At 54.8% G+C, this 13,562-nt stretch carries 12 protein-coding genes and 1 pseudogene; 5 read left to right on the forward strand and 8 right to left on the reverse strand.

What is annotated here, in order from left to right; all coding sequences use genetic code 11:
* Nucleotides 1-124 precede the first annotated feature (124 nt).
* From nspC to J0A66_RS09050, 4 genes are all read right to left on the reverse strand, one after another.
* Nucleotides 125-1,261 carry a carboxynorspermidine decarboxylase gene (gene nspC, locus J0A66_RS09035; protein ID WP_206573473.1) on the reverse strand — a complete coding sequence of 379 codons (1,137 nt, stop codon included), beginning with the start codon at nucleotides 1,259-1,261 and terminating at the stop codon, nucleotides 125-127.
* A gap of 95 nt (nucleotides 1,262-1,356) precedes the next feature.
* A complete protein-coding gene (locus J0A66_RS09040) occupies nucleotides 1,357-2,556 on the reverse strand; it encodes a saccharopine dehydrogenase family protein (protein ID WP_206573474.1) in 1,200 nt (399 codons plus the stop codon).
* Nucleotides 2,557-2,752: 196 nt separating this feature from the next.
* Nucleotides 2,753-2,977, reverse strand: a complete 225-nt coding sequence (locus J0A66_RS09045; RefSeq protein ID WP_206573475.1) for a helix-turn-helix transcriptional regulator — start codon at nucleotides 2,975-2,977, stop codon at nucleotides 2,753-2,755.
* Nucleotides 2,977-3,450, reverse strand: coding sequence for a DUF2178 domain-containing protein (locus J0A66_RS09050; protein WP_206573476.1), 474 nt, complete (start codon nucleotides 3,448-3,450; stop codon nucleotides 2,977-2,979). Before J0A66_RS09050 ends, J0A66_RS09045 begins: the two co-directional genes overlap by 1 nt.
* 274 nt (nucleotides 3,451-3,724) lie before the next feature.
* On the opposite strand from J0A66_RS09050, the gene J0A66_RS09055 reads away from it, so the two are divergent.
* The gene (locus J0A66_RS09055) at nucleotides 3,725-4,384 is read left to right on the forward strand and encodes a LiaF domain-containing protein (RefSeq protein WP_206573477.1); all 660 of its coding nucleotides are present in this window, start codon (nucleotides 3,725-3,727) and stop codon (nucleotides 4,382-4,384) included.
* A gap of 9 nt (nucleotides 4,385-4,393) precedes the next feature.
* Here the strand turns inward: J0A66_RS09055 and J0A66_RS09060 are convergent, their stop codons facing one another.
* The gene (locus J0A66_RS09060) at nucleotides 4,394-5,755 is read right to left on the reverse strand and encodes an MATE family efflux transporter (protein WP_206573478.1); all 1,362 of its coding nucleotides are present in this window, start codon (nucleotides 5,753-5,755) and stop codon (nucleotides 4,394-4,396) included.
* Between the two features lie 154 nt (nucleotides 5,756-5,909).
* Here J0A66_RS09060 and J0A66_RS09065 point away from each other — a divergent pair, with 154 nt between their 5' ends.
* The 4 genes and pseudogenes from J0A66_RS09065 (at nucleotide 5,910) to J0A66_RS09080 (ending at nucleotide 10,374) form a co-directional block, all read left to right on the forward strand.
* Nucleotides 5,910-7,016 (forward strand): AGE family epimerase/isomerase, encoded by a 1,107-nt coding sequence (locus tag J0A66_RS09065; protein ID WP_206573479.1) that lies wholly within the window; start codon nucleotides 5,910-5,912, stop codon nucleotides 7,014-7,016.
* A gap of 92 nt (nucleotides 7,017-7,108) precedes the next feature.
* Nucleotides 7,109-7,260: pseudogene (locus tag J0A66_RS09070) on the forward strand (AbgT family transporter); the annotation flags it as partial.
* Nucleotides 7,261-7,285: 25 nt separating this feature from the next.
* Nucleotides 7,286-8,365 (forward strand): ferrochelatase, encoded by a 1,080-nt coding sequence (gene hemH / locus J0A66_RS09075; RefSeq protein WP_206573480.1) that lies wholly within the window; start codon nucleotides 7,286-7,288, stop codon nucleotides 8,363-8,365.
* A 125-nt stretch (nucleotides 8,366-8,490) separates the two neighbouring features.
* Nucleotides 8,491-10,374 carry a putative bifunctional diguanylate cyclase/phosphodiesterase gene (locus J0A66_RS09080; protein ID WP_206573481.1) on the forward strand — a complete coding sequence of 628 codons (1,884 nt, stop codon included), beginning with the start codon at nucleotides 8,491-8,493 and terminating at the stop codon, nucleotides 10,372-10,374.
* An 11-nt stretch (nucleotides 10,375-10,385) separates the two neighbouring features.
* On the opposite strand, the gene J0A66_RS09085 is transcribed toward J0A66_RS09080, so the two are convergent.
* The 3 genes from J0A66_RS09085 to J0A66_RS09095 are packed head-to-tail and all read right to left on the reverse strand — an operon-like array spanning nucleotide 10,386 to nucleotide 13,531.
* Nucleotides 10,386-10,775 carry a response regulator gene (locus J0A66_RS09085; RefSeq protein WP_206573482.1) on the reverse strand — a complete coding sequence of 130 codons (390 nt, stop codon included), beginning with the start codon at nucleotides 10,773-10,775 and terminating at the stop codon, nucleotides 10,386-10,388.
* Nucleotides 10,776-10,785: 10 nt separating this feature from the next.
* On the reverse strand, nucleotides 10,786-12,609 hold the full coding sequence (locus tag J0A66_RS09090) for a hybrid sensor histidine kinase/response regulator (RefSeq protein ID WP_206573483.1): 1,824 nt from the start codon (nucleotides 12,607-12,609) through the stop codon (nucleotides 10,786-10,788).
* Nucleotides 12,575-13,531, reverse strand: a complete 957-nt coding sequence (locus tag J0A66_RS09095; RefSeq protein ID WP_206573484.1) for a GGDEF domain-containing response regulator — start codon at nucleotides 13,529-13,531, stop codon at nucleotides 12,575-12,577. Before J0A66_RS09095 ends, J0A66_RS09090 begins: the two co-directional genes overlap by 35 nt.
* Between the last annotated feature and the right edge of the window lie 31 nt (nucleotides 13,532-13,562).

Raw genomic sequence — 13,562 nt, forward strand, 5'->3', positions numbered from 1 at the left:
TGTAACAGAGAGCTATTTTTATACCGTCTCCAGGCACAGCAAGCAGGGACGATACTTGGGTTCATTCTGGCACAGCAACAAAGCCCTGCAAATCCAGGGTTTTGTTCAGTATTAGTCTAGTAATTCAGGACAGCTTATCCCGGAAATCCTCATACTCAAACTTGCGCACCAGCTCAAAGCTTCCGTCTTTATGCAGGATGCCGATAGACGGATGCTCCACGCCGTTAAAGAAGGTGGTTTTGACCATGGTGTAGTGGATCATGTCCTCGAAAATAATCCGCTCACCCACCTGAAGTTCGTGATCGAAGCTGTATTTCTCAATCACATCGCCGGCCAGGCAGGAGTTGCCGCCAAGCCGGTAGGTGTAGGCCTTTTCATCCGGCAGACCGGCGCCGCGGATAACCGGGCGGTAGGGCATTTCCAGCACATCCGGCATATGGGCGGTGGCGGAAATATCCAAAATGGCGATAGGTCCGTCGTTATGTACTATATCCACCACCTCGGCCACCAGTGGACCGGTCTGCCAGGCCACGGCTGAGCCGGGTTCGAGGATAATCTCCAGGTCGTATTTTTCCCGGAAGGCCCTAAGGGTCTTGATCAGATGGTCCACATCGTAACCCTGGCGGGTCATCAGATGGCCGCCGCCCAGATTCAGCCATTTGAGCTTGGGCAGATACTTAGCAAAACGCTGTTCCACCGCAGCCAGGGTGCGCTCGGCAGCAAAGGAGTCGCATTCGCATAAGTTATGCACATGGAATCCGTCGATACCGCTTAAGTCCACCCCTTCCAGATCCTTCGCCATCACACCCAGACGCGAGCCGGGAGCACTGGGATCATAGAGTTCGGTTTCGGCCTCACGGTGTTCAGGATTGATGCGAAGGCCCATGGAAATACCGGCCTTGGCCACCTGCTCCTTGTAACGCTGCCATTGGGTGAGGCTGTTAAAGGAAATGTGGTTGACCAACTGACACAGTTCGTCAATATCCCCCTGCTTATAGGCCGGTGAGTAGGCATGCACTTCCTTGCCCATCTCAAATTTGGCCAGTTTGGCTTCCCATACTGAGCTGGCGGTGCAGCCTTGCAGATACTTGCCTACCAGCGGGAAGGTGGACCACATGGAAAAGCCCTTCAGGGCCAGGATAATGCTGACACCGGCCTCATCCTGCACCCGCTTCATCAACTGCAGGTTTGCTTCAAGCTTTGCTTCCTCACACACATAGCAGGGAGAGGGAATATCGGGATTCATTATGGGATCGTTCAAAGTCACCCTCCTCAGACAATAACCACAGAGTCACTTAAGCACACGGAGTGGGGAAGGCAATTCCCGGTGTACTCCGTGCGCCTGTGGTGAGTTTGTTACTTCTTAAACGGGCTGTCGCATTCCAGCACATGCCAGGGCAGGCCGTGCTTGTTGAGCATGTCCATAAAAGGATCCGGATCGAACTGCTCCATGTTCCACACACCGGGCTTCTTCCAGGTGCCATTTAACATCAGGGCCGCGCCAATCATCGCCGGTACGCCGGTGGTGTAAGATACCGCCTGGGCGCCCACTTCCTCGTGGCAGGCATGGTGGTCACAGTTGTTGTAGATAAAGATGGTCTTTTCCTTACCATCCTTAATCCCGGTAATGTAAGTACCGATACAGGTCTGACCCTGGTAACCCTCAGACAGGGAGCCCGGGTTGGGCAGCACGGCTTTGAGGAATTCCAGCGGTACGATTTTCTGGCCCTGGAAGTCGATGGGCTCGATGCTGGTCATGCCGATACCTTCCAGTACCCGCAGGTGAGTCAGGTAGGCTTCACCGAACGTCATCCAGAAACGGGCACGCTTGAGGGTGGGGAAATGCTTGACCAGTGACTCCAGCTCTTCGTGGAACATCAGGTAAGAGGCGCGCACGCCGATATTCTGGTAATCCAGATCTTCACGCACCGACAACGGATCGGTTTCTTTCCACTGGCCATTCTCCCAGTAGCGCCCACGCTGGGTGATCTCGCGGATATTGATTTCCGGGTTGAAGTTGGTGGCAAAGGCTTTGCCATGGTCGCCGCCGTTACAGTCGACGATATCCAGATAGTGGATTTCGTCGAAATAATGCTTGGCCGCATAGGCGGTGTAGACATTGGTCACACCCGGATCGAAGCCGCTGCCCAGCAGCGCCATCAGGCCGGCTTTTTCGAACTTGTCCTGATACGCCCACTGCCAGGAATATTCGAACTTGGCTTCATCTTTGGGCTCGTAGTTGGCGGTATCCAGATAGTCCACGCCGGTTTCCAGGCAGGCATCCATGATGGGCAGATCCTGGTATGGCAGGGCCAGGTTGATAACCAGATCCGGCTGGACCTTGCGGATCAGTGCCGCCACCTGGCTGGCATCGTCTGCATCAACGGCGAACACGCCTTTGACCCGGTCGGCGCCGCACTCTTTTTGCAGGGCTTCACATTTCGACAGGGTGCGGCTGGCCAGATAGATTTCATCAAAGTGCTCGGGCAGGCGAGCGCACTTCTTGACGGTAACTGTGCTGACACCACCGGCGCCGATGATCAAAACGCGAGACATAAGGCATTATCCTCTTGGTTTATGTTCTGTGACCAGTCACGTTGCGCGTTACTGGCCGGATCATAAGCGCCTGCTATAAGACGCAAAACGCTGCATGCTAACAGCTATTTTCAAACTGGCAATAGCCGTATGGCAATTGCCGTCAGACATTAACCTTAGAATATTCGTGCTTGATTACCAATTGAGGTCAGTTCCCTTAGGGCTCCGTTTGTTCATAGCTGAACACCTCCGTCAACGGTTTGTTGAAGACTCTGGAAATTTTAAAGGCCAGTTCCAGGGAAGGTGAGTACTTATTGGCCTCCAGCGACATGATGGTCTGGCGGGTCACGCCGGCTGCCTTGGCCAGAGCGGCCTGGGTCATCTCGTCATGTTCAAAGCGCAGACGGCGTATCTGATTGTGAATCTTGCCCTGAATGCCCATCAAATACCCCGGCGATACAGATAAAGCTGGGTAACGGACTTGGCGGTACTCGACAGCAGCAGGATCACCAGCAGCGCATGGGCACAAAGCATGGGGGTAAAGCTCAAAAAAGGCATGACAGAAGCATGCCAGTCGATGGCGTTGATGATCAGATGCCCAATCAGCAGGGCGACGGCGCCAAACAGTACCCCGTAGGCGATACTGTTAGCTTTGGCCTCTATCTGATAATCCCGTTCATCCCTGGGCTCCTCTTCACCGCTGCGCCAGCGGATCCAACCGAACAACAGAATAGACGCGAGAATGCTGAGAATAATGACTTTCAGGATCAGCTGGCCCATCTGTTCGCTGGGCTCTGTAAGACCGGTTTCCATCCCTGCCAGTTCGCTGAAGTAATACAGGGTCACGAGCAAATCCAGGGTCAGCGTCGCCAGGATATTCTGCTCTCGGGTGGACAGGTGTTGAAGTGACAACATGTGTTATTTCCTTGCAGAGGTGGTTTTCTGAACAACACAAAAGGTAATCTACTTTACACTAAAAGTAAAAAATATATTACTTAATGTATTTTATTTCTTACTTTTTATCCAGGAAGCCAGTTTGGTCAAACCCACCAGTTAATGGGCTAATCACCCGGGCGATTCAGAGGATGAAATTTTAACTTACTGTTAAATATGAGTTTATTATTTGGCTTAAGGCTTGCTTACAGTCTACGAATTGCCAAGATGCAGGTATCAACCAAGAGGATGAATTATGCCGGTGCCATTACAGGATCGTCCCATTGACAATGTCAGGGAAGAAGTCATAGACAAGCTGATATATAACTATGGTCAAGGAAGCTTGTCGCTGGAGGCTTTCGAACGTCGTCTGGATATCGCCATCCAGAGCAGCGATGCTCAGGAGATTGACGCCCAGGCCAGGGATCTGCCCCATCAGGTGACAGAGCAATACCAGCAATCCCGATCCCAGGCCTTTGACGTGAAATTTGACGCCGGCCAGGAGGCAGACAACGAAACCATCGTCAGTGTGCTGGGGGTGGGGGGGACGGATCGCAGCGGCGCCTGGGTGGTACCAAGGGAAATCCGCAGCCTGAGTATTCTTGGCGGTTCCAATCTGGATTTCAGCCAGGCGGTATTTACCAGCCAACAGGTGACCATCAAGGTATTTTGCCTGTTCGGCGGCGATAATATCTATGTGCCTGAAAACGTCAATGTGGTCTCCAAAGCCTTCTGTATTCTGGGTGGCAATAATATTGACCTGCCTCCCGTGATTAACCGGCGTCAGGTACCGACCCTCATTATCGAAGGCCTTGTGCTGTTCGGCGGAGTCAATGTCAAAATAAAACGGACCATCAGGGAACGGCTGGTTTCCTTCGCCCGGCAGGTCAGGCAACTGGTGGGCACGGATAAGTAGTGCGGGCAACTAAACCAGGTTGTTTTGCCGGCTTTCCCGGGCGTGCACATGGCTGTGATGCCAGTGTTTCTGCTGCCAGCGACGATGGAAGATAAACGCCCGGCCTGATTCGTCGATCACCGCAGAGAGCAGCAGACCCGCCACCCCCCAGTCCAGTACAAAGGCCATCAGGTAGGCCAGAGGCAGGGCCACGGCCCAGGTAAACAGCGGTCCCACCCAGGAGATGTACCAGCCATCGCCGGTGGCGCGCAGGTTAAAGCCGGTCATGATGTTGATGGTACGGCCCGGCTCAGACAAGCCGGCCAGGGCGAACCACCAGAAGGCGCCGGCCAGCAGCTTCTCATTGTCCGTATACAGGCTCATGATGGGATGATGCAGCAGCGTCAGCAACAGAGCCACCAGTCCGGTGCCCCACAGGGCGGCCCGAAGGCTCTGGCGCAATTGTTGATCCGCCTTGTCCATCTCACCGCTGCCGACCTTCTGGGTCACCAGTATCTGAGTGGCGGTGGTGAGGGCTACCGAAATAATCAGCCCCAGCATAAAGGTATTGAAAGTATAGATTTTGGCGGCCAGTGCCTGCGGCCCCAGTTTAGCTGCCAGACTGTTAAGCACCACCATATTGATGTCAAAGGATAAAGGCTCGATGGCACTGGGAGCAGCGATCCGAGCGAGGTTGTGGCTGACCGAACTGAAATTGCTGCCCAGATCTGCCCGGCTGACCCTTAAGTTGAGGTTGAAGGCGATAGCCAGCAGGCTCACCAGTACACCCAGGCTTGAGGCGATCACACTGGCCCAGGCCACACCTGCGATACCATATTCAGGCAGGCCAAACAGTTGAAACACCACAATGCAGTTGCCAGCCAGGTTGGCGATGAAATACACCAGATTGGCGAGCAGGTTCCATCCCGGCAGGCCATACATATTGAGAATGGATTGGCAGATGGCCTTGCCGCACCAGACCAGCACCAGGGCAAAGGCAATGTGCAGATACGTCTGTGCGTCCAGGCCAATCTGGCCCCTCAGGCCCATCAGCTGCGTGATATCTTCGGCAAACAGACATAAGAGACCGGCCACCAGACCGGCCAGCAGTATCGACCAGAGGGCAAAAATCCAGATAGTGGCATTGGCCCTGGCGTAATTGCCCGCGCCGATGCGCTGGTTGGCGATACTGGCACCGGCAAACACTGTCACCCAGATCAAATTGCCGCACAGAAACAGTACCGGGGTCAGGGCGCCGGCGGCCGAGGCGGCCGAATCGCTGATGATACTGAGGAAGATGGTATCCAGTAGCGGCACCATAAACTGCAGCGCCTGCTCCAGAAGCAAAGGTTTACTCAGTCCCCAGAGGCCTTTTTGTTGTGCCTGACTCACATGCCTTCTCGCTGTTTGATTTAATTATCGTGAAGCGGCTTGCACAAATGTGCGGTCCCTTTATGATCCAGGCTCATCTGCCATCAGACAAGTAATGCATGCCATGAGCCTTTCCCCTTCTCTTATACAGGCAACAGAGCAATTTAAAAACTGGATGCAAACGTATGCGCTGCCCCTTTGGGTGCAACAGGGCATAGAATCGTCTTCCGGGGCGGCATTTGAGACGATGCTGATGGACGGGAGTGCCGATGTGCAGGCGGATCGCCGTACCCGGGTTCAGGCCAGGCAGATGTTTGTGTTTGCCGCTGCCACTGAAATGGGCTGGCTTCAACAGGGCAGCGCTCTGGTCACCGGCATTCAGCAATATCTGGACAGATTTGCCCGTCATCCCAAACAACAAGGGGCTTACGCCTTTAAGCTGGACGCACGGCATCAGATAGTGGATGCACGGCTGGATACCTATGACTGCGCTTTTTTCCTGCTGGCCTGGGCTTATCAGTACAAGACTCAGGGGATGCTGGACGCGAGCAAGCGGGCCGACAGGCTGATGCTGATGCTGAACAGCCGGTTCAGGGGTGCCAACGGCGGTTGGCTGGAAGGCGATTATCCCGCTACCCGGCGACAGAACCCGCATATGCACTTGTTTGAGGCTTTTCTGGCCTGGTATGAAGTCAGCGGCGAGGAAATCTGGCTTGAGCGCGCCGGACAGGTATTCAGCCTGTTCGAAAGACATTTCTTCGATGCCAAACAACAGGTGCTTTACGAATATTTCGATGACCAGCTTAACCCGTTGCCGGCGGCCCAGGGCCAGGTGGTTGAGCCCGGCCACCATATGGAATGGGTCTGGCTGCTGCGACAGTACCAGAAGCATAGCGACGTGAAGGTGGATGGATACTGTCAGGCCCTGTATGACAAAGCGTTAAATTGTGGCCTGGATAAACAGACCGGTCTGCTGGTGGATGAAATGGATGCTCAGGGGCGGGTGGTCAAGGCCTCTAAGCGGCTCTGGACAGTGACGGAACTGATCAAGGCACATCTGGCCCAGGCTGACGTGGGGTTGCAAGGCGCAGAAGAAGAGGCCGCCAGCAGCATCCAGGCCCTGATTCAATATCACCTGAACACCCAGGTGCCGGGTTTTTATATCGAGCGTCTGGATGAACGGAATCGGCCCATGGATCAGCCCGCGCCGGCGACTTCCATGTATCATCTGATGATGGCCTGCCGGGAAGCCGTGCTCTACTGCAATCAGCATTGCCTCTGATTACATAATTGACGGGGTATTTGTTCTGAACGGCACTGATATGCCTTTAACTCCCAACTTCGGGTAAACTGCGGGCCGTTTTACGCCTGCCGTACAAGAAAGATATAGGTATCGGCACTCTGGTTGATACCATGTTGCCTTATTCGATGATCTTTTTCGTGGGCTGGACGCTACTCTTCTATCTTTGGGTGTTTGCGCTCGGTATGCCGGGGAGCAGGGCGCTGCCACCTATTACCAGCCGTAATTAAACGGGATTCAGGGAGTTTTTGATGAAGTATCTCAACAGTGCCAGTTTCAGCCATGCCCAACCCGACAAGGTCGGCGTGCTGATTACCAATCTGGGGACCCCGGATGCCCCTACCAGAAAGGCCCTGAAACGTTATCTGAAGGCGTTCCTGTCCGATCCCAGAGTGGTGGAAGCGCCCAGGTGGCTTTGGTGGCTGGCCCTCAATGGCGTGATCCTGAATATCCGTCCGGCCCGCTCGGCAAAAGCCTATCAGACCGTCTGGACAGAGCGGGGTTCACCCCTGATGTTCCATACCCATGACCAGGCAAAGGCACTGCGAGAGGTATTGGACCAGGCGTGGGGGGATAATCTGGTGCTGGATTTTGCCATGCGGTATGGTAATCCGGGGATTGCAGAGGTGCTCGATCGCATGTTGGATCAGGGAGTGCGTAAGCTGTTGGTATTACCCCTTTATCCCCAGTACTGCGCCTCCACCACCGCTTCGACCTTTGATGCCATCAGCGAGTGCCTGCGTCATCGCCGCTGGATCCCAGAACTGCGTTTTATCACCCAGTACCATGATGAGAATTCTTACATACAGGCGGTGGCAGACAAGATACGGACCCACTGGCAGGAACATGGTCGCGCCGACAGGCTGGTGTTTTCCTACCATGGTATTCCAGAACGTTATTTGCGCAACGGCGATCCCTACCATTGCCAGTGCCTGAAGACCTCGCGCCTGGTAGCCCAGAACCTTGGTCTGGACAAAGAGCAATACCTGACCACATTCCAGTCCAGGTTTGGCCGGGAAGAGTGGTTGAAGCCCTACACGGACGTGACGCTAAAAGCATTGCCTGCAGAAGGCGTTGACTCGGTGCAAGTGGTCTGCCCGGGCTTTTCCGCCGATTGCCTGGAAACCATTGAGGAAATTGGCGAGGAGAACCGCGAGTACTTCCTTGAGGCCGGTGGCAAGCGTTATGAATATATTCCGGCACTGAACGCAGATGCCGGTCATATCCAGGCGCTGGCACAGATTGTCACACGCCATCTGGCGGGCTGGCAGGGAAATGACGATCAGGGGGAGCGACAGGCGCTCTCCAGGGAGGCGGGGGCGCCCAACTAAAGACCGAAGGGGGCGAAAGTACCTGCCGCCGGGATGCAGTCCCTTTGACGCTGCAACGAGCCCTGACTACACTGGAAACAGGCCTCAGATCAAAAGGTTGAGTTGGGGTTCCGGAGCCGGTATCAATGCCTAACAAGCCTGCCAATTCAATCCTTAAAGATCAGTCCCTGCAATTTCGCCTTGAGAAGCTCCGCCAGATTGTTATCGCCTCGGAACTTTGTGTGCTGCTGATCCTGGCTCAGCATATCTGGCTGGGACGCTGGAGAACCACCGAGATACTGATAGTGCTGGCCCTGGCTTTGTGGGCGTCCTATCTCATTGCCAAGCGAGGCCGGCTGATGGTGGGCGCCGCTATTTTGCTGAGCACCCTGACCCTGGTCGCCAGTTATTTCATGTGGATGTATGGGGGAGTGCGGGATGAAGCCATTCTGATCCTGCCGGCCATCCTGATTTTTACCGCCGTGATTGCCAGCTACGGACTGTTTCTGCTGCTGCTGGGTTTTATGCTGGTTAACCTGCTGGTGCTGGGCTATGTGAATGAAGTCGGCGTGTATGTGAACAATGATATGGAAACCGGGTTGTACAGTGCTGTGCTGCTGGCTTTGATACTGTCGATCATCAGTTTCAGCGTGTGGTTGTTGTCCAGCGATCTGCGCAAGATGCTGGAGAAGCTGTCCATTGAAAACCAGCGGGTCAGAGAGTCCCAACAGGAAATCCATCGGTTGGTCAACCATGACCCCCTGACCGACCTGCCCAACCGACGCCTGGCCAAGTTTCTGTTTGAGCAGGCCCTGGCCGCCTCCAATCGCAGGGAACTGATGGTTGCGATTATCTTTCTCGATCTGGATCATTTTAAGGCTATCAATGACTCGCTCGGCCATCAGGCCGGGGATCTATACCTGCAGAAGTTGACCCAGCGTCTGCGCGGACTGTTGCGTGAGTCCGATACCTTGTGCCGCTTCGGCGGTGACGAGTTCGTGTTGATCATCCAGAACGTAGAGCACCATGAGCAACTGGCCATGTTGTGCCAGAAAATCCTCAGCCACGCCACCCAGTCAGTCATGATCCAGAACAATGAGATTTGCCTGACCGCCTCCATCGGGATTGCCGTCTCGCCGGCTGACGGGGGCGAATTTGACGGCCTCTGCCAGAAGGCGGACATGGCCATGTACAGTGCCAAGGAAAGAGGCCGCAACAATTATTGTTTCTTCAGTGAGGATATGAATCAGTCCGCCCAGGAAGTGTTGCAGCTGCAACTCGAGTTGCGCCAGGCCATCGGCGCAGGACAACTGGCTTTGCACTACCAGCCGAAGGTGGAACTGAAAAGCGGACGCATAACAGGCGCTGAGGCTCTCTTGCGCTGGGAACATGCAAGTCGCGGCTTTATCGCCCCGGATATCTTTATACCTCTGGCTGAGCGATCGGGCCTGATTATCGAGCTGGGCGACTGGGTGCTGAAGGAGGCGGTCAGGCAATGCCGACGCTGGCATCTGATGGGTTTCGACTGGCTGACGATGGCTATTAACGTGTCGTCAATCCAGTTCAAGCGGGGCCATTTCGAACTTGCCGTTATGGAAGCGTTGGACAATGCCTCGCTGGAAGGGCGATTTCTTGAGCTGGAGCTGACCGAATCTTTGCTGCTGGATGTGCAACCAGCGTTGCAACAAAGCCTTGCCAGTATTCAGGACAAGGGAGTGGGCTTGTCCATCGATGACTTTGGCACCGGATATTCGAATCTGGGCTATCTGAAACGCTTCAGGGTTTCTGTGCTTAAAATAGACAAATCCTTTGTCACCAATCTGGCCGGTAACAGCCAGAACGAGGCCATTGTCCAGGCCATTATCCAGATGGCCCAGAGTCTGAAGATCGGCACGGTGGCCGAAGGCGTGGAGGATGGACAGACCGCCGCAAAGCTGATCGATATGGGATGTGAAGTGGGCCAGGGATACCACTGGTCCAAACCACTGCCCTCCGCAGACTTTCTGCGCCTGATCAAGCCCACTGCCTAACCCGTTTACTACTAGTGAGCTGTTTCCCTGTTACCATGGACTTTCTCCACCATGGCTTTGATTTTCTGCATATGGAAAGGCTTGAGAATAAAACCCCTGGCGCCCTGATTGACCGCCTGACTGACGTTTTCCATGGTGCCATGGGCGCTGACCATAATGACTTTGACCTGTTGGTCCAGTTCCTTGAGTTCATTCAATATAGCCAGGCCACTTTTGCCAGGCATCTGGATATCCAGAAACACCAGATCCACTTTGTTTTTGTCATACAGACTCAGCGCCACATCGCCGGACGAGGCTTCCATCAGGTTGCAGCCAAACAGGCTGCGCAGGGTGCTGCGTAGAAAAGCGCGGACATCGCTGTCATCATCCACGATCAGGGCGGTCATTTCACTGTACTGCATGGTCATCTCCTTACTGTCCATGAGAACTGGTTACCAGGGATTCGATTTGATGAGTCAGCTCCTGCAGGGTCTCGGGCAGTGAGCGGCTTTGCAGGTTTTTCTCGATCCTGGCGGCGGTATCGCTGAGTTGCTTAAACTGGAACAGGGCCGCCGTACCCCTTAGTTTATGCGCGAGCATTTCGAGCTCGTGGCGGTTGTTCTTCCTGAAGGCGGTTTGCAGGGCAGCCAGATGATCCGGCAGTCCGCCGATAAAGCGGTCCTTCAGTTTTCGCAGCTCTTCGTTTGGCAGGCTCAGTTCTTCGCCGGAGCTGTCTTGTTTGAGGTATGTGGCCAGGACCTGATTGAATCTCTGACGATTGACGGGCTTGGCCAGATGGTCGGTGAAACCGGCCTGCAGATATTTCCTGACGTCCTGCTCCAGCACATTGGCGGTCAGGGCGATGACGGGGGAATGGACCCCCACGGCCCGGAGCAGTTTGATGGCCTGCAGCCCGTCCATCACCGGCATGTTAATGTCTGACAGGATCAAATCGAACTCTTCGCCCATGGCCGCTTCCAGCATCTGTTGGCCATTCTCTACCGCCTTGACCTCCAGACCACGGCTTTGCAGGATCTTGCTCAGCAGATGGCGGCTGTCGGCCGAATCTTCTGCCAGCAGCACCTTACCCCTGAATGAACTTTTTGCGGCCATGGGTGCCGGCTGTTCAGGTTCCTCCGATTCTGCTGTGGCGGGATAAAGGGCGGTCACCAGGGTAAAACAACTGCCTTTGCCCACCTTGCTGGACACTTCAATATGTCCATCCATTCTGGCGGCCAGTTGCTGGGAGATGGATAAGCCCAGGCCCGTACCGCCATACTGGCGGCCGATGGATTCATGGCCTTGCTCGAAGGGAGCAAAGAGTTTGTCCAGTTGGTCCTGCTCAATCCCTATGCCCGTATCCCTGATGGCAAATGATAAGTGGCTCCCCTCAGCACTGACCTCGAGGCTGACCGAGCCCTGATGGGTAAACTTGATGCTATTGCCGATTAGATTGACCAGAATCTGCTTCAGGCGCAGGGGATCGGCCAGGAAGCGCTCCGGCGTCTGGGCCTGTATGCTGACGCGAAAATCCAGTCCCTTTTGCTGGGCCGGTCCCCTGACCAGAGCCTCTACTTCTTCGAGCAACTCGTGCAGATTAACAGCCTGCAGTTCGATAACCAGTTTGCCGGCCTCCACCTTGGACAGATCCAGAATGTCATTTAACAGGGTCAGCAGGTGCTTGCCGCTGGTACTGATGGCCTGCATAGCCTGATCATGTTCATCGGCGCCGATTTCTCCTGCCTGAATGGCTTCGGCATAACCGATGATACTGGTCAGGGGAGTACGGATTTCATGGCTCATATTTGCCAGGAAACGGCTCTTGGCTTCGCTGGCATGGGTCAGATCGACGGACAGTTGCTGTAACTGTTGCCGCTGGCTGACTATCTCCAGTTGGGTGGCAATACGGGCACGAACCACCTCGGCGTTGAAAGGCTTGTGAATATAGTCCTGGGCCCCCAGGCGCAGGCCCTGTTGTTCCTTTTCCGGATTGTCCAGGCCGGTAATAAAGATGACCGGAATGGATTGGGTCATGGGAATGGAGCGGAGGGTGCGCAGGGTGTCGAAACCATCCATGTCCGGCATCATGATATCCAGCAGAATCAGATCGGGTAACAACTTGACGGCCTTCTCCACTGCCTGGCCGCCACTTTGGGCCAGCACAATATTGGCATCTTCGCGTAGCAGGTCGCTCAGCAGCCTGAGATTGGCTTTCTCATCGTCAACCAACAAGACCGTTGGATGTTGCGTCGCCATGCCGGCTCTCTCCCTGTTCATGTTCAAACCAGATAACCCTGTTCTTGCCCTGATGCTTGGCCAGATAAAGCATATCGTCGGCCATTTTCAGGGCATCGCTGGCCTTGTCTTTCAGTCCAGGCCGACAGGTTATACCACCGATACTGATGGTTACCCGCTGACCGTCCTCCCCTCCGACCTGTTCCAGCCCCAGGTTTTCTATTGCTGTACGGCAGTTTTCCATGATCTCCATACTGCCTGCCTGGCTGTTCTCTGGCAACAGGATGATAAACTCTTCGCCCCCATAGCGGGCCACCAAATCACGGGGGCGCTTGAGCTGGGCAGAAAGCTGTTGGGCGACCTGTTGCAGTACCCGGTCACCGGCAGCGTGACCGTAGCGGTCGTTATAATGTTTGAAGTTATCAATATCCACCATCACCAGCGAAATCTCAGAGTGATTGCGCATGGCCACCCGCCATTCGCTGGCCAGCACTTCCTCATGGCGGCGCCGGTTGGCCACTTCGGTGAGCGGATCGATGTTGGCCAGGCGCTCCAGCATCAGCCTTTGCCTGGCGAGTTGCAGATGCAATTGGATCCTTGCCAGTACGATGGCCGCATGGAAGGGCTTCTGGATATAATCACAGGCCCCCAGCAGCAGCCCCCTCTCTTCATGGCTGACATCGCCCAGGGACGTGATGAAAATCACGGGTATGGCGCTGGTTATGGCGTCATGCTTGAGCTTGGTGATGACATCAAAGCCGCTCATGCCGGCCATTACCACATCCAGCAGAATCAGATCCGGCGCCAGCTCCCTGGCCTTGCGAATGCCCTGGGCCCCGTCCTTGGCCAGAATAACCTCCACCTCGTCACGGAGGATGTCGCTCAGGATCTTGAGATTGGTCTTTTCATCGTCAATGATCAGTACACGCTGTTTGGCCTGCATTGTCAGTCAATCATCCCTTTAGCGCCTGACA

This window comes from Bowmanella dokdonensis, from assembly GCF_017254865.1.
Classification (GTDB): domain Bacteria; phylum Pseudomonadota; class Gammaproteobacteria; order Enterobacterales; family Alteromonadaceae; genus Bowmanella; species Bowmanella dokdonensis.